Source organism: Arthrobacter sp. Soil762 (genome assembly GCF_001428335.1).
GTDB lineage: Bacteria > Actinomycetota > Actinomycetes > Actinomycetales > Micrococcaceae > Arthrobacter.
The window spans coordinates 175,253-197,814 of the sequence record NZ_LMSG01000023.1 but is presented as its reverse complement, the minus strand read 5'-3'; the positions used below and the strand labels follow the sequence as shown (position 1 = coordinate 197,814).

The following is a 22,562-nucleotide window of genomic DNA, read 5'->3' as shown; positions in this document are numbered from 1 at the left end:
TCTCAGACTGGCTATGTAATTCAATGCCAGTTATCTGTCAGAGTGGTCGTCATGTTGACTCGCAGACTACTCCAGCTCTTTACCGGCCTCGCCATGTACGGCATCTCCCTGGCCATGTTCATCCGTGCCGGACTTGGACTGGACCCGTGGGATGTCTTCCATCAGGGCGTTTCCGGCAGGACGGGGCTGAGCATCGGGGTGGTGGTCATCATTGTGAGTTTCCTGGTGCTGCTCCTCTGGATCCCGCTACGGCAGTGGCCAGGGTTCGGCACCCTCTGCAACGCCGTGCTGGTGGGCGTCTTCGCGGACATCGGCCTGGCCTTGATCCCCGCGTTCTCGCATCTGGGCGGCCAGATCGGCATGCTTGCCGGTGCCGTGCTGCTGAACGGCATTGCGTCCGCCTGCTACATCGGCGCACGGTTCGGTCCGGGGGCCAGGGATGGCCTGATGACCGGGTTGGCGCGGCGCACCGGCTGGTCCGTGCGCGTCTCGCGCACCCTGATCGAAGTGGTGGTGTTGGGAGTGGGCTGGCTGCTGGGCGGTTCCGTGGGCGTGGGCACGGTGGTTTACGCCCTCGCCATCGGGCCGCTGGTCCAGCTGTTGATGCCTTGGTTCATGGTGCCCGCAGCGCTTCCAGCCGAACCTGCAGTGCTCGAACCTGCAGCTCCCGAACCGGACGCTGGCGAGCTGGTCGCCGGCGAACGCGTGGCGAGGACTTCCTAGGACCGCCCAGGGCACGACGCTTTAGGGCAGGATCGGCTGGCACTGGGGGCAGAAGTAGATGTCCCGCTCTTCTTCACCGTTGGGCTTGCCCAGCACACCGCGGCGGATGGGGGTCCGGCATTTCAGGCACGGCTGGTGTTCCCGCCCGTAAACCCAGTAGCCCGAACGGCCCGCCATCCGCCCGACGGGCATGCCTCGCGGATTAAGGATGGTCACCCGGCGTCCCGGGCCCAGGTTGGCTTCGAGCAGCTGCTTGGCGTCCGTCATCAGGGTCCTGAGATCGAGGACGGCTGAGACCGGAGTCGCCGGGTGCACACCGGACAGGAAGCAGGCTTCGCAGCGGTAGATGTTGCCGATGCCGGCCAGGTTGCGCTGGTCCAGCAGGGCGACGCCGATAGGAACGTCGGGTGCCGCGCGGACCCGCAGCTCGGCTTCGGCCGGGTCCCAGTCCGTACCCAGCAGATCCGGGCCCAGGTGGCCCACGATGGTGTCCTCATCAGCGGTGCGGACCACTTCCACGATGCCCAGGGAGAATCCGACAGCGTCGGCGGCTGCCGTGCGCAGGACGCACCGGGCGGTGAATCCCGGCTTCCGCCAGCGTCCACCCGGCGGATAGACCTGCCAGGTGCCTTCCATCTTCAGGTGCGAATGGATGGTGAGTTTCCGCTCCTCCGGTCCATTCCCGTCCGGTCCCACCACGCGCATCAGGAGGTGCTTGCCGCGCGGGACCACCTCCGCCACGGTCCAGCCGGCCAGGTTGAGCGTGGCGAACCTCGGCACGCGGAAGTCCGACGCCGTGAGGGTCTGGCCGGCCAACGCCTCGTGCAGCTGGGCGGCGGCCCGCCAGACGGAATCACCCTCAGGCACGGATCCTCAGACCTTTGGGCGTGGAATATGCCCCGGCGGCCGCGAGTGCGGCTGCCACCGGGGTGTCCAGGATGCCGTGCCCGTTGACTTTCTCCATGATCAGCTTGTCCACCGCGCCCCGGGTGACCACACCGACCAAAGCCGCGCCGGCGGCGGACAGCACGGACGCGTCCTCGCTGAAGGCCAGCAGGGTCTTACCGCCGCGTTCCACGTACAGGACCAGGGCGCCGTCTACCATGACCACCAGCGCCCCGGCTTTCCGCCCAGGCCGGTGGCCCGTTCCGGCCTCCACGTTGAGGGCTGGCCAGGGCAGCGCCGCGCCGTAGGGGTTGGCGGGATCCGTGGCCGCAAGGGCCAGCGCCATAGGCTCGGGCTTGGCCAGTTGGGTGTCCTCGGAATAGGAGCGCAGCCGGTCCACGGTTGCGGGGACAGCGAACTGGGCGGCCCCAAGGTGCTCGATGAAATACCCGCGGCGGCAGCGTCCGGTCTCTTCCAGACGGGCCAGCACCTTGTACATCAGGCCGAACCCACCCAGGATCTGCTCCGCCATGACCGATCCCCGGGTCACCACGCCATACCGATCCAGCAACAGTTCAGCCGTGGCACGGGCGTGGATGGTGGCGTCCAGCTCGGGCGAGGGCAGGGCAGACCAACGCCCCGCGGCCAGCGGGGGTGTTGCCGCAGTGCCCGACAATGAGCCGTAGCGTCCGCCGCCCAGCGCAGGGGAGCCCAGCCCGGGCGATCCCAGGAGGCCGGTGCCGTGCGAGCGGCCGAGCCTGCTCAGCCTGGGTGCACGGGCGCGGGGCGGGCGGGCCACCTGGCGATGCGCCGTGTGGCCGCCGGCGATGAGGGCACGGACCGGGGCGAAGGTGTCGCCGGTGATGCGGCCCGCCCACGCCAGATCCCACAGCGCGGACACCACTTCCTGGTCGCTGAGCACCGCGTCCATGCCACCGGCCACGTCCTTTAGTTGGCGGAAGAAGTAACCGCCGCCGTTGTTCCTCAGGTGGTCAAGCAGGCGTTTCTGTGCGTCGCCGGGTTCATATTCGACGGCGGGATTCAGCGTCAGTTCGGCGGAATCGGCCAGGTGGAGGCTGACCCAGCCGTCGTTTCCAGGCAACGCTCCGGCCCCGGACCAGAGGAGCTCGCCGGCGGCCATGAGCTCGTCGAGCATGGCGGGCTGATAGTTCGAAACCCTGCTGGCCAGGACCAGTGGCTCCCACGCCGACGCCGGTACCGGCACGCCGGAAAGCTGGTCGATCGCGGTGACAATACCGTCCAGCCCCCGCAGGGACGGCTGCCCGCGCCCGGCGCCAGGCGTGCGGACATGCTGCCATGCCGGCAGGAAACGCCCATAGGCGGCGGCGTCCACCGGTTCCACTTCGGCGCGCAATGCTGCGAGTGAACGACGCCGGAGCTTGCGGAGCACTTCGGCGTCGCACCATTCGCTGGTGGTGGGGGCGGGAAGATGCGTCTGCGTGGGCGGGAGCGGCTGACCCGTTTGGACATCCTCAACCGGTGTTTCGTCCGATGGCCCATAGCTGGCCGCCTGTTCCGCTGGAGCGGCGTGCGGCCGGAACTCGCCTTCCACCACCCGGCCGTCCGCGGCGAGCCGTTTCAGTGCGGTGCTGACCACGGCGACGCCGAGCCCCAACCGGGCCGCGGCTTCCGCCGACGTGAACGGTCCGTGCGTGCGCGCGTACCGGGAAACCAGGTCGCCCAGGGGGTCTGCCACCGGTTCGATGAAGGCCAGCGGAACGCCCATGGGCAGCGGAACGCCGATGGCATCACGGAGCCGGGCGGCATCCTCAACGGCGGCGTAGCGCTCGGCCCCGCCAATGTTGACTTTGATGGCCCGGTTAGCGCGTTGCAGCGCGACGAGGTGGGCAGTGGCCTGGGAGGTCTCGGCGTGCCGGGTTTCGACAGGCTCAACCACAGGCGTTTCGGTGGGCTCCGGGGTTTCGGCAGGCTCAACCGCCGGCAGCGGCTCCACCACCGGCGCAGCCTCCAGCCGGGCGGCGACCTCTTCCGGGGTCAGCGGACCCAGCAACCTGAGCAGGTCGGCGACGCCTTCCATGCCGCGGGCCCGGCGGTCCGGCGCAAGGCGCTGGAGTTCAAGCTCGGTGGCCTCGATGACCTTGGCGTCCAGCAGTTCGCGTAGCTCAACGCGGCCGAGCAGCTCGTTCAGGAGCGTCGAGTCCAGGGCCAGGGCAGCGGCCCGGCGTTCGGCCAGGGGCGAGTCCCCTTCATACAGGAACTGGGCCACGTACCCGAACAGCAAGGACTTGGCGAACGGCGACGGCTGCTGCGTGGTGGTCTGCACGATCCTGAGTTCGCGGCGTTCCACCGAGGCCGCAATGTCCTTCAGAGCCGGGAGGTCGTACACGTCCTGCAGGCATTCGCGGACGGTCTCAAGCACGATCGGGAACGTAGGATATTTCCGCGCGACGTCGAGCAACTGCGCCGACCGCTGGCGCTGTTGCCAGAGCGGCTGCCGCTTGCCGGGGGTTTGCCGGGGAAGCAGCAAGGCACGCGCGGCACATTCCCGGAAACGCGAGGCGAACAGCGCACTGCCGCCCACCTCGGCGGTGACAATCTGCTCCAGCTCATCGGGATCAAACAGGAACAGCTCGGCACCGGGCGGCTCGTCCTCCATCATGGGGACCCGCAGCACGATGCCGTCGTCCGCCGCCATGGCAGACCCGTCCAGGCCGTACCGCTGCTGCAGGCGCTGCCCGACGGCGAGTGCCCAGGGAGCGTGCACCGGCATCCCAAACGGGCTGTGCAGGATCACCCGCCAGTCACCCAGTTCGTCGTGGAAGCGCTCCACCACCAGCGTTGTGTCGCAGGGGACCACCTCGGTGGCGAGCTTCTGTTCACTGAGGTACTGGATAAGGTTGTTCGCGGCGAATTCATCCAGCCCGCTGGCCTTGCAACGTTCGGTGGCAGGGCCGACGTCGGACGCGGACAGTTCACGCACGAAGGCGCCCAGCGCACGGCCCAGGTCAACGGGCCGCCCCAGTGAATCCCCCTTCCAGAAGGGGAGTTTGCCCGGCTGGCCGAAGGCGGGCGAGACCAGGACGCGGTCGTGGGTGATGTCCTCGATCTTCCAGCTGGTGGCGCCCAGCGCAAAAATGTCACCCACCCGGGACTCGTAGACCATTTCCTCGTCCAGCTCGCCCACGCGACGGCCGCCTTTTGCCGGTGACGCGGCCGGTTTGCCGTCCGCTCCCGGCGCACCGGAGCCTTCCACCTCCGTGCCGATGATGTAGACACCGAAAAGGCCGCGGTCCGGGATGGTGCCGCCGGATGTGACGGCAAGCCGTTGGGCCCCGGGCCTGCCTTCGATGGTGCCGGCGTTCCGGTCCCAGATAATCCGGGGACGCAATTCGGCGAATTCATCGGACGGATATCGGCCGGCCAGCAGGTCAAGGGTTGCCTCGTAGGCGGACCGGGGGAGGGACGCGAACGGGGCGGACCGCCGGACAGTGGCGAACCATTCCTCCACATCGATGCTGCCCAGGGCGGTGGCCGCGACGGTCTGCTGGGCCAGGATGTCCAACGGATTGGCCGGGACAAAGAGCCGCTCGATCTTCCCTTCGAGCATCCGCTCCACGGTGATGGCCGTGTGCACCAGGTCTGCCCGGTGCTTGGGAAAAAGCACTCCTTGCGAAATTTCCCCCACCTGGTGCCCGGCGCGGCCCACGCGTTGGAGTCCGCTGGCTACCGACGGCGGTGATTCCACCTGCACCACGAGGTCCACGGCGCCCATGTCGATGCCGAGTTCCAGGGACGAGGTGGCCACGACGCAGCGTAGGCGGCCGGACTTGAGGTCGTCCTCAATGAGTGCCCGCTGGTCCTTGGAAACGGAGCCGTGGTGGGCGCGGGCCAACAAAGGATCGGCTCCCGCCGTGCTGCCGGCCTGCGCCATCATGTGGGCCGGCGTCGCCGTGGAAGCGGGAGTGGAGGCAGGACTGAATGCAGGACTGACTGCAGGGGCGCCGGACGGAAATCCAGGACGTGCGGCACCAGCGTCAGGCGAGTCCCAACCGCCGCCGACCGCGATCAGCTGCCGTTCGGCGTAGATCTCGTTGAGCCGCGCCGTGAGCCGTTCAGCCAGGCGACGGGAGTTGGCGAAGACGATAGTGGACTGGTTGGCCAGCACCAGGTCAACGATCTTTTCCTCCACATGGGGCCAGATCGACGCCTGAGGCTGCAGGCCTGATGCCGGACCGGAGTCAAAGGCGCCCGCGGCGCCCGGGAGGTCGGACATGTCCTCCACCGGGACGGATACGGTGAGGTCCCAGTTTTTCCGTGACGGCGGGGCCACGATTTCCACCGGCGCAGCACCGGCCAGGAACTGGGCCACTAACTCGCGCGGCTCTACGGTGGCGGAGAGGCCGATCCGCTGGGCGGGCTTGGACAGCAGCGCATCCAGCCGTTCCAGGGAGACCGCCAGGTGCGCGCCACGCTTGGTTCCGGCGACGGCGTGGACCTCGTCAACGATGATGGTGTCCACCTCGGTGAGGGTTTCGCGCGCCCTGGAGGTGAGCATCAGGAACAGCGATTCGGGCGTGGTGATCAGGATGTCCGGCGGGTTGCTGAGCAGCGCGCGACGGTCCGCCGTCGTGGTGTCACCGGAACGGACCCCCACAGTGATCAGGGGCGCCGGAAGGCCCAGCCGCTTGGCCGTCTGGGTGATTCCGATCAGCGGCGAGCGGAGGTTGCGTTCCACATCCACGCCGAGGGCCTTCAGCGGCGAGATGTACAGGACACGGGTCTTGCGTTTGGGCGGGCGGGGGCGTCTTCCTTTGACCGGCGGGGTCTCCAGGCCAGGCAGTTCGGGGTCAGGGGCCGGCGCCTGAACCATCAGCCGGTCCAGGGCCCAGAGGAATGCCGCGAGCGTCTTGCCTGAACCGGTGGGCGCCACCACCAGCGCGTGGGAACCGGACGAGATGGCGTTCCAGGCGCCGGTCTGGGCAGGGGTGGGCTCCGGGAAGGCGCCGAGAAACCAGTCGCGGGTGGGCCTGCTGAAGCGGCCCATGGGAGTGCCGGGAAGGGCGTCCGGCTCCGCTCCCGGCGGTTGCTGCTCCTGCATTCCTCCATCATGCCCTACCCCACCGACAGTGTTGCCGGCCCCGCTGGAGGCGGGGATCAACCCTGCTCGAGCCGCGGGAGATCCTTGGTGGCGGGCCCTTCGAGGAGCTTGCCGTCGGGGCTGAAGCGCGAGCCGTGGAGCGGGCAGTCCCAGGTCATTTCGCTGTCGTTCCAGTGAACGATGCCGCCCAGATGCGTGCAGACGGCGGAGAGCCTGCACGTGGTGCCGTCCACTGTGGAGACCGCCGCGGGCCGGGCGCCATCGCGGTAGACTCTCCCGCCGTCGTCGGCCGGTACGGGACCTCCGGCGGTTGGGCCTGCCGAAACCCCGGTTTCGGCAGGCCCAACCACAGGCTTGCCAACCGCCAGCTTCCCCCAATCGGTGGCCAGCCGCGCAGCCACTCCCGCGTTGACGGCGACGGCGGTCATTGCCCCGCCAGGGGACGTCACCCGGCGGTGGATGGTGTTGGCCCAGCGGAGGCTGCCGCCGAGGATGTCCGCGGAGATGCCCAGGGCAGCGGCCACCGCGTTGGTCATGCCCCACTTGTTGTAACCGGTGCCGAAGAAGATATGGCCTCGGCCCCGGGGCAGCTTGCCAAAGAAGGGCATCAGGTTGGTGGCCTGGTAGTCCTGGGCCGACCACGTGTGGGTGGCTGCCGCGCCCGGGAAGTGCCCCGTAGCCCAGTCCAGCAGGCCCGACAGATGGGACCTTTCAGATTCCGTCCGCCCCACCTGATGCCCATGCCCGCCCACCAACAGGAGTGTGCGGCCGTCAACCTCATAGTCGCGCAGAGAATGGGTGGGTTCCTCGGCCGACAGGTACATTCCGGGCGGCGCAGTGACTCCCGCCGGCAGTTCCAGGGCCGCGGCGTAGGAGCGCAGGGGCTTGAGCTTGGTGAAGTAGAGCCCGCGGTCAAGGACGGGGGTTCCGGTGGCCAGCACAACGTTGTTGGCAGTGACGGTGCCCTGGTCCGTGTGGACCGCCAGCGGTCCGCTCCCGGAGACATTTCGCAGCCGGGCCCCGCCCACCACGCTCCCGCCGCGGGCGCGGACATCCCTGAGTAAGGCATCCAGGACATCCATGGGATTGATCTGGGCCTGAGCGGTCAGGAGCAGGGCGCCTTGGATGGGGAAGGGGAGGCGTGCATCGCGCACGTACTCGACGTCCAGGCCGGCGGTGGTCGCTGCGCCGAGTTCCTCAAGCAGACGCTCGGTCCCCTGGGCGGTGGTGGCGTACGTGTAGGCATTCCGGCGCTGATACGGCACGTGGTGTTCGTCGAGATAGCGGAGCAGCCAGGACTGCCCCTCCCGGTTGGCCTCAACGTAGGCGCCAACCTGCTTCTGCGCATACTGCCTGGCCAGGCCGGACAGGATGGTCCCCTGCAGCAGACTGACTTTCGCCGTTGTGTTTCCCGTGGTCACGGCCCCGGGAAACCTGGCCTCCAGGACCAGGACTCGCTGCCCGGACCGGGCCAGCAGCAGCGCGGTGACCAGCCCCGTCAGCCCTGCCCCCGCCACCACGGTGTCGTAGCTCCTGCCTGCCTCGAACGGGTCAGAGCTGAATGATTGCCCGCGGTCCAACCAGAGCGACGTCATGGAAGCTAAGTGTACTTATCATGGCCCGTCAGGCCCAGGTCTTTGGAAGGATGATGCGGCGCACTGTTGACGCCGGATGTGATGCACGATACAGTCTACGAAGTTATACGAATAACTCACGAAAGCAACTGGCCCGAGGAGGTGCCCATCATGGCTGGATCGCGGCCAAAGTCAGGACCGACAATGCACGACGTCGCTGCTGCTGCCGGTGTTTCACAGGCCACCGTGTCATTGGTGCTGAATTCAGCCTCCGGGTCGCGTTTCTCCGAGGATACGCGTAAGCGCGTTCGGGACGCCGTGAACCGGCTCGGCTACCGCACTAACGCCCACGCTAAAGTCCTACGCGAGGGCGTGGCCGGCATGATCGGGTTCATTGGCGATTCCGTGGCCACCACTCCTTTTGCGGGCGCCATCATCGAAGGCGCGCAGCAGCGGGCCTGGGAGGACGGGCTCCTCCTGCTCTCGGTAAACACCGGCGGTGATAAGCAGCTTGAGGCCGCATCTTTGGACACCATGCTCTCTTATAAGGTCGCCGGCGTGGTCTACGCCGCCATGTATCACCGGCGGCTGGAAGTTCCGGAGGCCCTGGCGGGCGTCAGGTCCGTGGTGCTGAATTCGCAGGACCGGGCCGGCCGGGTCCCGAGCGTCGCCCCGGACGAGGTCAAGGGCGGGTATGCGGCCACCAGCCGACTGCTTGAGGCAGGCCACACCAGGGTGGGGATGATCAATATCGAAACCCTGGAAAGCGGCCTTCCTGCCGCCGTCGGCCGCTATGAAGGCTACTGCGCGGCACTTGAGGACGCGGGGCTGGACGTCGATCCGTCGCTGGTCCGTTTCGGTCAAGGCGGTGAGGAAGACGGCTACAAGTACACGATGGAGCTTATGACCTCCAGCAACCCGCCTACCGCGATTTTCTGCGCGAACGACCGTGGCGCCTGGGGTGCCTACCAGGCCCTCTCTGACCTGCACCTCTCCATCCCCGGTGACGTCTCGATCGTGGGGTTTGATAATCAGGCGACTCTGGCGCCGTTTCTTCGCCCGGGATTGACCACTTTTGAATTGCCGTTCGTCGCCATGGGCCGGCGCGCGGTTGACCTGATCCTCCAGGACGCAGAACCCGAAGGCCGGGTCGAGCTCATGGACTGCCCTCTGATCGAACGGAACTCAGTGACCCACCCTAAGGAGATGCCATGAGCCGCACCATCCCGGCCCGACGCGGGCGTCCTGTTGCGGCGCCGTTGCCGCAACGAAAAAATTCTCTTTCGCTCCGCCTCAAGAGGATTTCCCGTGCCTGGCAGTTATACGTATTACTAACCCCGGCGATCATCTACATTCTGGTCTTCAAGTACTGGCCGATGTACGGCGTGCAGATCGCGTTCAAGAACTACAACCCGGTGGACGGGTTCACCGACAGCCCCTGGGTGGGCCTGACCCACTTCATCAGGTTCGTGAACTCCTACCAGTTCGGGCAAGTGGTCGGTAACACCTTGTGGATCGCCGTCCTGGGCCTGCTGCTTGCCTTCCCCATTCCGATCATCCTGGCTTTGCTGGTCAACCAGCTCCAGAGTGAAAGGTTCAAGAAGTTCACCCAGACGGTGCTGTATTCACCCGCGTTCATCTCCACCGTGGTGGTGGTGGGCATCATGTTCGTGGTCCTCTCCCCACGGTCCGGGCTGGTGAACAACGCCATCCAACTGGGCGGCGGTGAGCCAATCTTCTTTATGGGTTCGGCGGAGTGGTTCCGTCCCATCTACGTGATCTCTGATGTTTGGCAGAACGCCGGCTTCTCGATGATCGTGTACCTGGCGGCGCTGGCGGCCATCGACCCGGCGCTCCATGACGCGGCCAAGGTGGACGGTGCCTCCAAGCTGCAGCGTATCCGGCACATTGACCTCCCGGGCATCATGCCGGTGGTGACCATCCTGTTCATTCTGGCCATCGGCAACCTGCTCAACGTCGGCTTCGAGAAGGCACTGCTGATGCAGACGCCCCTGAATATCTCGACCTCGGAGATCATCCAGACCTACGTCTACCATGCGGGCCTGCAGCAGGCGCAGTTCAGCTATTCGGCCGCCATCGGCCTGTTCAACTCCCTCCTCAACCTGGCGCTGTTGCTCGTCTTCAACACGATTGCGCGCCGGGCCAACCAAGCGACCCTGTGGTGATGCCGAAATGTCTCTGACAACCAACCCCCGCGCTACCGAGAACCCGAGCCGGCCCGTCGGCCAGGTCCGGCCCAAGCGGACCCTGCGCGACAAATACGGCGACCGTGCGTTCAACATCGCCGCCACCGCTGTCCTTCTGCTCTCCATCCTGGCCGTGGTGTATCCGCTGTACTTCATCGTCATCGCTTCCATCAGCGACCCGAACGCCGTCTACGAAGGTAAGGTCTGGCTGTTTCCTTCCGGTGTGACTACCGAGGGCTACGAACGGATCTTCGCCGACAGCCGCATCTGGAACGGTCTGGGCAACACCGTCATTTACACCGTGCTCGGCACCGCCGTCAGCGTCAGCACCATCCTGTGCGGCGCCTACGCACTGTCCCGCAAGGACATGCCAGGCCGGAAGATCCTGATGCTCCTGTTCGTGATCACCATGTTCTTCGACGGCGGACTCATCACCAAGTACCTGGTGGTCCGCGACCTGGGCATGCTGGACACCGTGTGGGCAGTGGTCTTGCCGGGAGCGGTTGGCGTGTGGAACCTGATCATCGCCAGGTCCTTCTTCGAGCACACCATCCCCAACGAGCTGCGTGAAGCCGCGCAGATGGACGGGGCAACTGACTTCAAATTCTTCTTCAAGATGGTGCTCCCGCTGTCCAAGCCGCTGATCATGCTCATGATCATGGTCCACGTCGTGGCTCAGTGGAACTCGTTCTTTGACGCCCTGATCTTCCTCAACGACGACTCCAAGTACCCGCTGCAGCTCGTCCTGCGCAACATCCTCATCCAGTCAGACGTCTCATCCACCGGAACCACCGGCGGGGACATCGAATCCTATGCCGCCGCGCAACGGATAGCAGAGCTCACCAAGTACGCCATGATCGTCGTCTCGAGCCTGCCACTCATGATTGCCCTGCCATTCATGCAGAAGCACTTCACCAAGGGCGCCATGATCGGCGCCGTCAAATAGCTCCTCCCCGCATGTAGACCGCCCGGGCAACCGCCATCGGACGGCAGCACACCCACCTCAGAATAGGAATGACCATGGCATTCAGCCGTAAATTCACCGCCCTCGGCGCCGTCCTGGCCGGAACATTGATGTTCACCGCCTGCTCCGGCGGCGGCTCAGGCACCGCGGAAATCAAAGACGCTTCTGCGGACTTCGGTTTCCAGCAAACAGGCTTCCCGATCGTCAGCAAGCAGCTCGATCTGACGTTCTCCGGCACGAAGGCCGCGCTTGCTCCGGACTACAACACGATGACTGTGGTGAAGGAATGGGAAAAGGCCACCAACGTCCACATCAAATGGGAGAACCTGCCCGAGACGGTCTTCCAGGAAAAGAAGAACCTCATCCTCGCCAGCGGTGACCTGCCCGATGCTTTCTTCAACACCGGGCTGACCGACGCCGAGATCGCCACCTACTCCGCCAGCGGTACGCTCATCCCGCTCGAAGGGCTCATCGAAAAGAACGCGCCGAACCTCTCCAAGCTGCTCTCTGACCGTCCGGAGATCAAGGCAGCCATCACCTCCTCGGACGGGCACATCTACTCCCTGCCGTCGATCGAAGAACTCGGCCTGGTCCAGTTCCCCAACGAACTTGCCATCAACACGTCGTGGTTGAAGAAGCTCAACATCCCGATGCCGAAAACCATCGGCGAGTTCCACGACGCTCTGCTGGCGTTCAAGACACAGGACGCGTCCGGGACTGGAAAGACCATCCCGCTGAGCTTCATGCCCGGCTCCTGGTGCGGGGACATCGTTGACCTGATCGCGGCGCTGGGCGGAGTGCCGGACAACATGGACCACCGCATCGTCCAGGACGACAAAGTCATTTTCACCCCCACCCAGGACGGCTACAAGAAAGCCATCCAGACCCTGCACGAGTGGTACCAGGAAGGCCTGATCGACCCCGAGTCCTTCTCTCAGGACGACAAAGCGTACCTGGCCAAGGGCAAGGCGGCCACCGAAAACCTCGGCTCCTTCGTCTGGTGGGAAGTCCCCGAGATGGTCGGCGCTGACCGCGCCAACAATCACTCCCTGGTTCCTGTCCTTGAAGGCGTGGACGGCAAGCGGATCGCCAGCCAGTCCAACAACCAGGAAATCGCCCGCGGCGCCTTCGCCATCACCCGGACCAACAAATACCCGTCCGCGACCATGCGCTGGGCCGACAACCTCTACGACCCCATCCAGTCCGCACAGGCCAACTGGGGGCCCATCGGTGAAACCCTGCAAAAGGACGCCAGCGGCCTGCTGACCCAGATCCCGGCCCCGGCCGGGACCAGCGAGGGCGAACGGCGCCAAAAGGTCGCCCCGGGTGGCCCGAAGGCCAACACCGCCGAGAACTTCAGCACCGTCGTCGCTCCCGAACCACGCGCCGCCGAACGCCAGAAAACCGTCAACGAACTCTACGAGCCCTTCGCCGGAAACGACGGCTACCCGCCGGTCGCCCTCTCCAACGAAGAACTGCAGCAGATCAGCAGCATCCAGACGGACACTACTTCTTTGGTGAAGCAGAACGTTGCCAAGTGGATAGTGTCCGGCGGCATCGAGCAGGAATGGGACGGCTACGTCTCCCAGCTCAAGAACGTCGGCGTCGAGAAAATGATCGAGGTCTACCAGCAGGCCTACGACCGCTACACGAAAAACTCCTAGCTCCACAACCGGGTGGGCCGGCGCAACCGGCCCACCCCACTTCGGGGAACCCTGCAAACAAGGGTTCTGCACAGACCTGCTCAGAAACGAGAACCACCTTCATGACCGCCGCGACCGCCACCACGGCCGACACCTTCCGCCCGGCCCTGCACTTCGCCGCCCGGAACACCTGGCTCAATGACCCCAACGGCCTGATTTTCCACGGCGGCGTCTACCACCTCTACTACCAGAACAACCCGCTGGATAACGTCTGGGGCAACATGTCCTGGGGACACGCCACCTCCCCGGACCTGACCACCTGGACCGAACACCGAGTCGCGATCGCATGCGACGAGCAAGAAGACATCTTCTCCGGCAGCATCGTCTTCGACCGGGACAACACCAGCGGATTCGGCACCGACTCGGCTCCGCCCCTGGTCGCCGTCTACACCAGCGCCTTCAAATCCGGTTCCGCACACGCTGGGCTTCAGGCACAGTCCCTCGCCTACAGCCGCGACGGCGGCTACACCTGGACCAAACACACCGCCAACCCCGTCCTGAACCGCGGATCCGCCGAGTTCCGCGACCCCAAGGTCATAAAGTACGACGGCGGTGCCGGCAGTTACTGGGTCATGGTCGCCGTGGAAGCCACGGACTTCCAAGTGGTGCTCTACAAGTCCGAGGACCTGAAGAGCTGGGAGCTACTGAGCACGTTCGGCCCGGCCAACGCCACCGGAGGCGTCTGGGAATGCCCCGACCTCTTCCCCCTCCCCATCGACGGTGACCCGCAGAACCTTCAGTGGGTCCTCACCGTGAACCTCAACCCGGGTGGGCCCAACAACGGCTCTGCCGGGCAGTACTTCGTCGGAGACTTCGACGGGACCACGTTCACCTCAGCCACCACAGTGACCGAAGGCCTCCAGAACCCGGACCGGCTGGGCGAGTACCAGTGGCTGGACTGGGGCCGGGACTACTACGCCGCAGTCTCCTTCAGCGATGCCCCCGATAACCGCCGCCTCATGATCGCCTGGATGAACAACTGGGAATACGCGAACCAGATTCCCACCTCGCCCTGGCGCAGCCCCATGACGCTGGCCCGCGAAGTATCCCTCCGCACCATTGACGGAAAAGCGCGACTGATTCAAGAGGCCGCCGGAGATTTTGCCTCAATTTCCGACCCCGCCCGGACGTTCAGCCTCGCGCACACTGAAATCGCCGACGGTACACACACCCTGGACGGTGCAGCGGGCAGCGTCCAACGCATCGATGTCACCCTGAGGCCCGGAAGCGCCACGGAATTCGGACTCATCGTTCGTGGAAACGGCGCTCAGGGAACCCGCATCGGCATCAGGCCCGTTGAAGGCACCCTCGTTGTTGACCGCCGCGATTCCGGGCAGACAAGTTTCCACGAAACTTTCGCCTCCATCGACACAGCCCCTATCCGAGCCATCGACGGCGACTACAAGCTCACGATTTTCGTGGACCGCTGCTCCATTGAAATTTTCGCCCAGGACGGCCAGGTCACCATGACGGAACTGATCTTCCCCGCACCCACCAGCACCGACGTCGCGCTCTATTCCATCGGCGGCACAGCCACCATCGACAGCCTGAACGTCACGCAGTTCTGCGCGTGACTCCAATTCGTGGTCACGGCCTTTTCAGGCAGGCTGGAAGGCTCCGACGCTCAGGAGGGCGATGTTCGCATTAGTGCACGCGCTGGTGGGCTGGGGCAGGAACAATGACGCTGTGTCTTCGGGCGGGTAGATGCGGTAACCGGCCGCGTCCGTCAGTGTGCAGTCGCTGTAATTCGCGGCCTGGGTGTAGCGGAGGACAGCGGTTCCGGTCTGGCCGGGCGCCAGCAGGACGTCTGCGACGGGGGTGGATTCGTCGCGGGTTGCCGCCGCACCAATCGGTGCACCGTCGGCGTTGGCAGTCAGCGACACCCCCGGGTAGCCCTTGAGCAGGCAGGGCTCCGTGCCCGTATTCGTAAGGTTCAGCTTCATGTAGACGCTGCCCGCCGCGCCCCCGCCGGACGCATCGGTAGCCGCCGACAGTGTGGCCGCTTTGCAGAGCGCGGGACCGGCCTGGGTGTTGGTTGCCGACGGCGACGCGGACGCGTCCGGAGTTGCCGGCGCAGTGGACGGGCTGGCGGAGTTCGTCCCCGGCGTCGTCGTCCCCTGCGTCTGCGGCTGGCTCGGTCCGCAGGCGGTGAGCATCAGCGCCGCCGCCGCGACCGCCGTCGTAATAACAAACCCTTGTGAAATGCGCAGAGACGTCATGGCACCACCTTTGTTGCTGCTGTGACGGGAGTCAACGATGCCACGGGCCCGCAGGAGGATTTGATGCCCGGATTGTGATCATCCGGGCATCAAATCCCGCGATGTTACGTGGCGGATTCCTGCCGGCGCTTCGAGCCGTTGCGCGCGAAGGCCACCCCGCCCAGGGCGAGGCCGCCGAGACCGGCGGCAAGCCCCGCCCAGCTGCGGGCGTCCGCGCCGCTGTCAGTCACCACGGCTGCCTGCTCGGTGGCGTGGTTGGCGGTGGCCGGAGCCTCGGTGGTGTGCGCCGCGGAAGCAGCGCCGTGGCCGCCTGCGCTGGCCGCCGCGGTGATGGTGATGGACGGCGCCGGCGCCTTCAGGGAGTGCGGGTCCTGGCCGTCCTCGGCGATCTCCGACCAGTCAGTCTGCCCCGTTTCGCACGACTGCAGCGTGGGGAAGTAGAGCGTGGACCCGGCCGCGTCGGGCAGCTTGACCGACAGCACCAGGGCATCGCGCAGCTCGTGCTCCAGCGGAGCCTTGGCCGTGTACACAATCTGGCTGGTGCGCTTTGTGATGGACGTGCCGTCGGCCAGTTTCTTCGGCTCGGCGAGCTGTTCGGTCACCTTTTCAACGGTCCAGTTGGGGTTCACTGTGGGCTGGGCGTCGTTGAGTTCGGCTGGGAGGTTGATGGCCACCTTGGTGGTGCCGGACTCCTCGCAGCCGTGCGGGATGCCGAAGGTCAGCAGGGCATACGAGTTGGCGTCAGTCTTGTCCGGCTTGACGCCGACGTGGGCGGACGCCCCTGCTGCTGCGGTCAGGATCAGGACGGCTGCGCCGCCGGTGGCTGCCGCTGAGGCGATGGTGCGGCGAAGGAAGATGGTGGTCATGGGGTTGCCTTTCGGACGCACGCAGGGTGGGGGCGTGCGGAAGTACGGGATGGGGCCCGCGGCCTGCGGAAGTGCGGTGCGGGCGGAGTCAGGAAAGTACGACGGCGGAAGGCGGGCCGCGTCGGCTGTGTTGCCTGAGGTTCCGCCAGGGGCGGAGGGGGAGAACCGCCGGTGGGCCGGGCACCGCACGCGGCGTGCCGGCGTCGGGCGTTACTGTTTCGGGGAGCCGGACGAGGGGCCTCAGCCACGCGGCCAGTGCCCACAGTGCGGCCTCGCCCCTGGCAAGCAGGAGGGCGCACGCGCCGGTGGCGAGTGTGTGGGTCAGGAGCATCAGGATGCCCGCGGATCCTGCATCGTGGACGTGTCCGGTGGCAGTGATGACGGGCGCGGTGGCGCCGGCGAAGTGGGCGTTATGGAGCCCGGAGGCGGCCGTTCCCACAGTCGTGCCCGACGAACTGAAGGCCGTGAAGGCTTCGTGCAGGATGAACTGTCCCGCGCCGAGGACGCTGAGCATGGCCGGAAAACTGAGCCGCAGCCTCGTGGCAGTGGTGGCTGCCAGTACTGTCAGCGCGAGCACGGCCAGCAGGATGCCCGGGGCGGGAAGGTCGCCGCCGCCGGCCACGTGGGCGCCTCCGGCAAGAGTCAGGACTCCCGTGGACAGGGAGGCGGCGCGAAGGAAATGGAAGGGCGGCCGGGCGTGGTTGGTGCGCACGGATCCTCCTGATTTCAGTCGCCAGTGACGGGCAACAGCAGTGTTCTGCCAGTGTCCTTCTGCAAACGTTCAGATTCTACCGGCCGTTGGGCGGGCCGCCGGTGTGTGACGGGCCGTGCAGCGCTATCACGTTGGACGGGGATTCTGTGGCGTCGGATGGGTCGTCTGCCAACTTCAAGAAACCCATAGCCAGGTCGAGGCACTGGATGGCCACCGGGGGAATGCGGTAATCAGTCGCCGCCTCCACTAATCCCAGTTCGGCGAGCAGGGACAACTTCTGCTGTGCCTGCAGGGCTGCGTACGACGCGTAAATCTCTTCGAGTGCTGAGTCTTCGAGGCCCGCTTCGTCGAGTTCGGTGTCTTCGACGCCTGCCTCCGGAAGCAAGGCGCCCTCAAGGTCCGGCGACGCCAACTTTTCGAGGTCCGCCACGGGCATCGGTTCATCGGTGGTGCCATAGGCGAGGACGCCCAGCAGAATCGCGGCCACCGCTTCCTGGTCCCACACCTGGCCCTCCTCGGTGAGCACGCCGACCAGGAGGACCACCGAAAGCATCCGGCGGATATTCAGCCGTTCCTCGGTATCCGTGCTGTTCCAGGCGGATGCTTCCGGGCCGGGAACGGCTTTGGTGGACCCGACCCTGATCAGGTCTGCCCCCACTAGGGCTGACCAGATTTCGCGGAGAACCGGCACGTCGTGCATGGTGCCGACTTCCAACAGCGTTTCGGGCTGGTTCCCGGCAGTTTCCAGATCGAAAAGTGGCACCGCCCGACTCGCCGCCCGTTTTCCACGGGCCTGGACCCCTACGGCTGCGGCTGCCGGCTCGATGTCCTTCAGCCGCAGGGCGCCCGTGCTGGTGACTTCCTTGCCGGTTCCGATCCAGTCCAGCAGGGACGTGGCCCGCTGGATCAGCGGCATGGCATTAAACGCAGCATCCTGGTGTTCTTCGCTGAGGTCAGGTACCTGGATATCCGGCAGTTGCGGGACTGCCGCGGCGATTCCTCTTCCCAGCGCTGAATGGAGTTCCTCGAAGGCGGCGTCCGTGCCGCTCCAGCGGCCGGTCCCTTTCAGGAAGTGGATATACGAGTGCAGGGCGAAGTAGATGTCGTCGAAGGCCTCCTCCATTTCATCGGGGTCCAACGACACCGCGATTGCTCCGGCCGCCTGCTCCACGCCGTCACTGTCGATAGCGGTGGCCGAACTCGAACCGTTGACGGCGTGCTGCGCCGTGAGGAAGAGTTTGATCAGCCCCAGGCACTCGAAGGCATCGGCAGGATCAGGGGCTTCAGCCGCGTTCCACTGAATGAAATCAACAGCCATGGAATCAATCACGCGATGGTTCATCACCAGTTGCAGGGGCATCTTGGGGGTCGACGGTACGGCCTTGAGGTGCCGCCGGTCCTTGCTCCTGCCCTTGGATTTTCCGGTCTTTTTGGTCAAGGGTTGCCTCCGGTGTGAACGGGCGCTCGCCCCAGGTTCGCTGCCTGGGACAACCGCGGATGTATCGAGCTTACAAAGCCGGGCTGCCGGCGAGCAGTTCGGCCAGGACATCAGCGGCCGAGTCGTGCCGGATCAGTGAGGTAGCCTGCCCCGCCCACAGCGACATAAGTTCTGTGTTTCCCTGGGCGGCTGCCTGTGGGCGGAAGCGGCCGGTGAGCCAGTTTTGGGCGGGGAACGGGGCTATTCTTCTCTCCGTGAGTTCGGCGATGATGCGGTTGGGGATACCGCGGGCAAGCCGTCCGCTGAGGGCCCTGGTCAGCACAGTTTCCCGCGCGGCGGGGCTGTGGAGGACGGCTCTGTAGGCCGGAACGGCCGCAGATTCGCGGGTGGCCAGGAACGCAGAGCCCACCTGGACCGCGTCGGCGCCGAGGGCCCGTGCGGCAGCGTATCCGCGGCGGTCCGCAATGCCCCCGGCGGCGATGACCGGGATCGTGACGGCATCCGCCACCTGCGGCACCAACGCGAACGTTCCGATCAGGGACTCCTCCGCGGGCTTCAGGAACGAGACGCGGTGGCCGCCGGATTCCATGCCGCTGGCAACCACGGCATCGACGCCGCCGGCTTCCAGGGCAACGGCTTCCTCGGCCGTGGTGGCGGTGCCCACCACGGCAATTCCACGCCGGTGCGCCGCCTCGACCAGTTCCGGCGCGGGCACACCGAACACAAAGCTGACGACGGCGGGACCCGCCGCCAGGGTTGCCTCCACCTGCTCTTCGTAGTCGGGCAGGTAGCGGTCCGGCATGTGCGGAAGGGGAAGGCCCAGTTCGTCGAAGTAGGGCTTCAGGGTTTCGAGGTACTGGTCGAAGGCCGTCTGGGGGAGTGACGTGGCTTCGTCGCCGGTGGGAATCCAGAGGTTGAGGGCGAACGGCTTCGCCGTTGCCTTCCTCAGCTCAGCCGCCGTGTTCCGGATGGCGTCGGCGCCGTAACCGTAGAGGCCGTAGGAACCCAGCCCGCCGCCGTCGCTTACGGCTGCTGTCAGCTCCACGGAAGACACTCCGCCGAATGGGCCCAGCACCACCGGAACGTCCGTGCCGAACAGTTCGGTGATCCGGTTTGGGCTGGCTGAGGTGCTGTTCTCGGGCGTCATGCGGCGGCTCCTGGCAGGTCGACGGCGGTTCAGGACCCAGTCTTGCAGGGCTGGCGTCCGCTGCCCAACCTGTGCGCTCGGAGTCAGTCTGTCTCGGGGCCCGAGCAGTAGTGACAGTCGTCGGGGCAGGGATCGGTCACGGCTGACTCCATGGGAGTTCGGGGCCCTCGCTGACCTGGTCGCTGACCTGGAAGAGTCTGCGGCCGCCGAATAGCGCGATTCGTCATCGAAGTCACGGTTCTTCCTTAATGATCGGGTGCCGGTCAGGTGGGCCGGTCCAATTCATCCAACCCGAAGGGACCCGGTCTGCTCAATGGAGGATGTGACCACGCTTGCCGCACCCGTTTGTGCAGGCATCCAGTAGGGCCATGTACCGCGTCATGGGGCGGGGCTAGACTGCTGGCGTAAGTCGCCCACCACCTCAGGGAGCACATGATGAACTACTCAGGAACTGGCAACGAGAAAGCCACCCCGGCCAGCGAACTCAACAGGACCCACGTGGGTCAGACAGTTAGTTTTGAGCCGGACGACTTCACGCTGGTGTTCGGAAAGATCGCGGCCATTGCGCGCAAGGAAGGCAGTGTGACCATCGCCCTGCAGGGGGTGGAAGGAAGCGGCGGCCTGCAATCCAGTTACGGCATTCCCGGGAGCCAGCGCGTGTATTTGCAGCCCGACATGCTGACAAATACCGAATCCACCATTAAGGACCTCTTCGGCAAGGTCCAGGAGAACCTGCGCGGCGGGCACAAGGGAGATGACAGGACGGACAAGCTCTAACGGAGGAGCCGTCTCTCGGGTACAACAAAGGCCAGTTGACTGCGGCCGAGGAGGCCTCGTCCGGGCGATTCGAGGCGCCGACGACCGCCACCGTCCAAGACGGGGAGGGAGGGCCCGAATGGGGCTGGGCGTAGGGTGGAAGTTAGACGGAAGGAGCACTTCATGAAGAAAATCCTTATGGTACTGACCAGCGTTTCCGAGATCGGCGATACCGGAGAGAAGACCGGGTACAACGTGGCCGAGGCTGCACATCCCTGGAAGGTCTTCAAGGATTCCGGGCACTTCGTCGACTTCGCTTCCATCAAGGGCGGCCAGCCCCCGCGCGACGAGGTGGACTCAAAAGATCCCATCCAGGTCGCCTTCACGGAGGACGAGACCACGCGCGCCGGTCTCTACAACACTGCCCGCGTGGACGTCGTTGATCCCGACCAGTACGACGCCGTCTTCCTCGTGGGAGGCCATGGCACCATGTGGGACTTCCCGGACAGCGAAGGCTTGCAGAACCTCGTAGCCAGCGTCTACAACGCCGGCGGTGTGGTGGGTGCTGTCTGTCACGGGCCGGCCGGACTGCTGAAGGTCGAGTTGGCCAACGGCTTTCGGCTGGTCGAGGCCAGGAAGGTCGCTGCCTTCACCAACGACGAGGAGGTTGCCGCAGGGAAGGACAAGGTCATCCCGTTCTTTTTGGCAGACCGGCTTGAGGAACAGGGCGCGACCCACGTCTCCGCTGGTGTCTTTGAGGAAATGGTCGTAGTCGACGACCGGCTGGTGACCGGTCAGAACCCGGCCTCAGCGGCCGGCGTGGCCAAGGAGATGGAGAAGCTTCTGGCAGAGGTCATCCACCAGGAAAAAGCCGAGGAGCAGCACGTGGCGGAGGCGCTGCGCGCCGAAAAGGATGCCGAGAAGAGCGCCAAGAAGGCTGCTGCAGCAGGCGCCGAGCACTAACGCCCGCAGCGCACTGAAACTGGAGGCCGCCCCGCCGACGGGGCGGCCTCCAGTCGGCGTACGTGCGCTGGCGACCATCCTGTCCAGCGCATAGCACTGTCCAACGCATAACCGACCTGCTTCAGGTTCCGCGTTCCACGACGTACGGCCACCTCAGCAAATCAAGTGGCCAAGTTTGGGCAAAACAAAACCCCCACTTCTCTTTGTTCATAAAGGGAAGCAGGGGCCTTGCCAATTGGCGGTGACGGTGGGATTTGAACCCACGTTGGCTTTGACACCAAACAACATTTCGAGTGTTGCACCTTCGGCCGCTCGGACACGTCACCAACCTGAATAGGTTACCGGAGCATGCCGCCCATCCACAAAACGGCGCGCGTCCAGCCCACTCGTGGCGCGGTTCTATGCCCGAATTCCGACGAGAGGTCCTCCGGCCGCAGAGTTATGCACATAGCGATTCAGCTTCGCCGTTATTGTCACACCCTGCTGGGATGCTGTGGGTATGGATAGCAGAGCGGCTGTGGCGACGGCGGAGGCCCTTGCGGTGTCTTTCGCTGAGCTTGCCGTGGTGCTCCGTGGCGGGACCGATTCCTCCGGTTCCGGGGACGCTGATCCGCTGCGCCGGGTGGCGGATGGTTTCCTGGACGGGCTGGCCGAGATCTCACGGYTGGACGCGAAAAGTGCCGCCCTGAAAGTCTGGCTGGCGTGCTGATCCGCTGCGCCGGGTGGCGGATGGTTTCCTGGACGGGCTGGCCGAGATCTCACGGTTGGACGCGAAAAGTGCCGCCCTGAAAGTCTGGCTGGCCGCCGGTTACAGCAGGGCGGCACAGGCCCTGGCAGGCCCGGCAGAATCCCCGGAGGACCATACCGGGCAGGAGATGGCCGTGGTCGCCGAGGTCGCGTGYGCCCTGACGGTSAGCGAACGCASKGCCGGTAAYCTGCTCGGCGAATCGCACGTCCTGACCGCGGCCTTGCCGTTGACGTTCTCGGCGTTGCAGGCCGGCACGATCTCGTGGCAGCACGCGAGGATCATGGTCGATGAAACCGTGAACCTGGACCCTGCCGGCAAGCGCGCGTTGACGTTCTCGGCGTTGCAGGCCGGCACGATCTCGTGGCAGCACGCGAGGATCATGGTCGATGAAACCGTGAACCTGGACCCTGCCGGCAAGCACGCGTTGGAGGCGCATTTCCTGGACCCCGACGCGGTGAACAGGGCCCGGGGTGGCCCGGCCGGGGAAATGGTCCCAGGCCGGTTCCGGCATAAGGCACGGGCCTGGCGCGAACGCCACCACACGGACAGCATCGAAAAACGCCACACCCGCAGCGCC

17 protein-coding genes, 1 tRNA gene and 1 pseudogene are annotated in these 22,562 nt (G+C 65.7%); 10 read left to right on the top strand and 9 right to left on the bottom strand.

Translation table 11 applies throughout. The features are described 5' to 3' along the window. Window positions 1-51: 51 nt before the first annotated feature. On the top strand, window positions 52-723 hold the full coding sequence (gene yczE / locus ASG77_RS20685) for a membrane protein YczE (protein WP_056349681.1): 672 nt from the start codon (window positions 52-54) through the stop codon (window positions 721-723). A 21-nt stretch (window positions 724-744) separates the two neighbouring features. On the opposite strand, the gene ASG77_RS20680 is transcribed toward yczE, so the two are convergent. The 3 genes from ASG77_RS20680 to ASG77_RS20670 are packed head-to-tail and all read right to left on the bottom strand — an operon-like array spanning window position 745 to window position 8,283. Next, window positions 745-1,590 (bottom strand): Fpg/Nei family DNA glycosylase, encoded by an 846-nt coding sequence (locus tag ASG77_RS20680; RefSeq protein ID WP_056349500.1) that lies wholly within the window; start codon window positions 1,588-1,590, stop codon window positions 745-747. Continuing rightward, on the bottom strand, window positions 1,583-6,688 hold the full coding sequence (locus ASG77_RS20675) for a DNA glycosylase AlkZ-like family protein (RefSeq protein WP_056349496.1): 5,106 nt from the start codon (window positions 6,686-6,688) through the stop codon (window positions 1,583-1,585). The genes ASG77_RS20680 and ASG77_RS20675 overlap by 8 nt, the downstream gene beginning before the upstream one ends. A gap of 56 nt (window positions 6,689-6,744) precedes the next feature. After that, complete coding sequence (locus ASG77_RS20670; protein ID WP_056349493.1) at window positions 6,745-8,283, bottom strand: FAD-dependent oxidoreductase; 1,539 nt, start codon at window positions 8,281-8,283, stop codon at window positions 6,745-6,747. Window positions 8,284-8,466: 183 nt separating this feature from the next. On the opposite strand from ASG77_RS20670, the gene ASG77_RS20665 reads away from it, so the two are divergent. The 5 genes from ASG77_RS20665 (at window position 8,467) to ASG77_RS20645 (ending at window position 14,710) form a co-directional block, all read left to right on the top strand. After that, on the top strand, window positions 8,467-9,477 hold the full coding sequence (locus tag ASG77_RS20665; RefSeq protein ID WP_056349490.1) for a LacI family DNA-binding transcriptional regulator: 1,011 nt from the start codon (window positions 8,467-8,469) through the stop codon (window positions 9,475-9,477). After that, on the top strand, window positions 9,474-10,448 hold the full coding sequence (locus ASG77_RS20660) for an ABC transporter permease (protein WP_056349488.1): 975 nt from the start codon (window positions 9,474-9,476) through the stop codon (window positions 10,446-10,448). The genes ASG77_RS20665 and ASG77_RS20660 overlap by 4 nt, the downstream gene beginning before the upstream one ends. A gap of 7 nt (window positions 10,449-10,455) precedes the next feature. Continuing rightward, window positions 10,456-11,415 (top strand): carbohydrate ABC transporter permease, encoded by a 960-nt coding sequence (locus ASG77_RS20655; RefSeq protein ID WP_082576173.1) that lies wholly within the window; start codon window positions 10,456-10,458, stop codon window positions 11,413-11,415. A 74-nt stretch (window positions 11,416-11,489) separates the two neighbouring features. Continuing rightward, window positions 11,490-13,097, top strand: a complete 1,608-nt coding sequence (locus ASG77_RS20650) for an ABC transporter substrate-binding protein (RefSeq protein ID WP_056349483.1) — start codon at window positions 11,490-11,492, stop codon at window positions 13,095-13,097. Window positions 13,098-13,198: 101 nt separating this feature from the next. Then, window positions 13,199-14,710, top strand: coding sequence for a glycoside hydrolase family 32 protein (locus tag ASG77_RS20645; RefSeq protein WP_056349482.1), 1,512 nt, complete (start codon window positions 13,199-13,201; stop codon window positions 14,708-14,710). Window positions 14,711-14,734: 24 nt separating this feature from the next. Here ASG77_RS20645 and ASG77_RS21610 read toward each other — a convergent pair whose 3' ends face one another. The 5 genes from ASG77_RS21610 to ASG77_RS20620 all read right to left on the bottom strand — a co-directional run bounded on the left by ASG77_RS21610 (window position 14,735) and on the right by ASG77_RS20620 (window position 19,518). Then, window positions 14,735-15,355 carry a DUF4232 domain-containing protein gene (locus tag ASG77_RS21610; protein WP_082576172.1) on the bottom strand — a complete coding sequence of 207 codons (621 nt, stop codon included), beginning with the start codon at window positions 15,353-15,355 and terminating at the stop codon, window positions 14,735-14,737. Between the two features lie 104 nt (window positions 15,356-15,459). Beyond that, on the bottom strand, window positions 15,460-16,221 hold the full coding sequence (locus tag ASG77_RS20635) for a YcnI family copper-binding membrane protein (RefSeq protein ID WP_056349479.1): 762 nt from the start codon (window positions 16,219-16,221) through the stop codon (window positions 15,460-15,462). A gap of 88 nt (window positions 16,222-16,309) precedes the next feature. After that, window positions 16,310-16,933 carry a hypothetical protein gene (locus ASG77_RS20630; protein ID WP_056349477.1) on the bottom strand — a complete coding sequence of 208 codons (624 nt, stop codon included), beginning with the start codon at window positions 16,931-16,933 and terminating at the stop codon, window positions 16,310-16,312. 76 nt (window positions 16,934-17,009) lie between these two features. Next, window positions 17,010-18,371: a hypothetical protein gene (locus ASG77_RS20625; RefSeq protein WP_056349475.1), complete on the bottom strand. Its 1,362-nt coding sequence runs from the start codon at window positions 18,369-18,371 to the stop codon at window positions 17,010-17,012. 70 nt (window positions 18,372-18,441) lie between these two features. Next, a complete protein-coding gene (locus tag ASG77_RS20620) occupies window positions 18,442-19,518 on the bottom strand; it encodes an NAD(P)H-dependent flavin oxidoreductase (RefSeq protein WP_056349473.1) in 1,077 nt (358 codons plus the stop codon). Window positions 19,519-19,953: 435 nt separating this feature from the next. Between ASG77_RS20620 and ASG77_RS20615 the strand changes: the two genes are divergently transcribed. Both ASG77_RS20615 and ASG77_RS20610 read left to right on the top strand, forming a co-directional pair. Continuing rightward, window positions 19,954-20,295 (top strand): hypothetical protein, encoded by a 342-nt coding sequence (locus ASG77_RS20615; RefSeq protein WP_056349671.1) that lies wholly within the window; start codon window positions 19,954-19,956, stop codon window positions 20,293-20,295. 162 nt (window positions 20,296-20,457) lie between these two features. Next, window positions 20,458-21,237, top strand: coding sequence for a type 1 glutamine amidotransferase domain-containing protein (locus ASG77_RS20610; protein WP_056349471.1), 780 nt, complete (start codon window positions 20,458-20,460; stop codon window positions 21,235-21,237). A gap of 236 nt (window positions 21,238-21,473) precedes the next feature. On the opposite strand, the gene ASG77_RS20605 is transcribed toward ASG77_RS20610, so the two are convergent. Then, window positions 21,474-21,563 (bottom strand) — tRNA-Ser (locus ASG77_RS20605). A 173-nt stretch (window positions 21,564-21,736) separates the two neighbouring features. Between ASG77_RS20605 and ASG77_RS20600 the strand changes: the two genes are divergently transcribed. After that, the gene (locus ASG77_RS20600; RefSeq protein WP_156380392.1) at window positions 21,737-21,946 is read left to right on the top strand and encodes a hypothetical protein; all 210 of its coding nucleotides are present in this window, start codon (window positions 21,737-21,739) and stop codon (window positions 21,944-21,946) included. Window positions 21,947-21,950: 4 nt separating this feature from the next. After that, a pseudogene (locus ASG77_RS22770) lies at window positions 21,951-22,562 on the top strand (hypothetical protein); the annotation flags it as partial.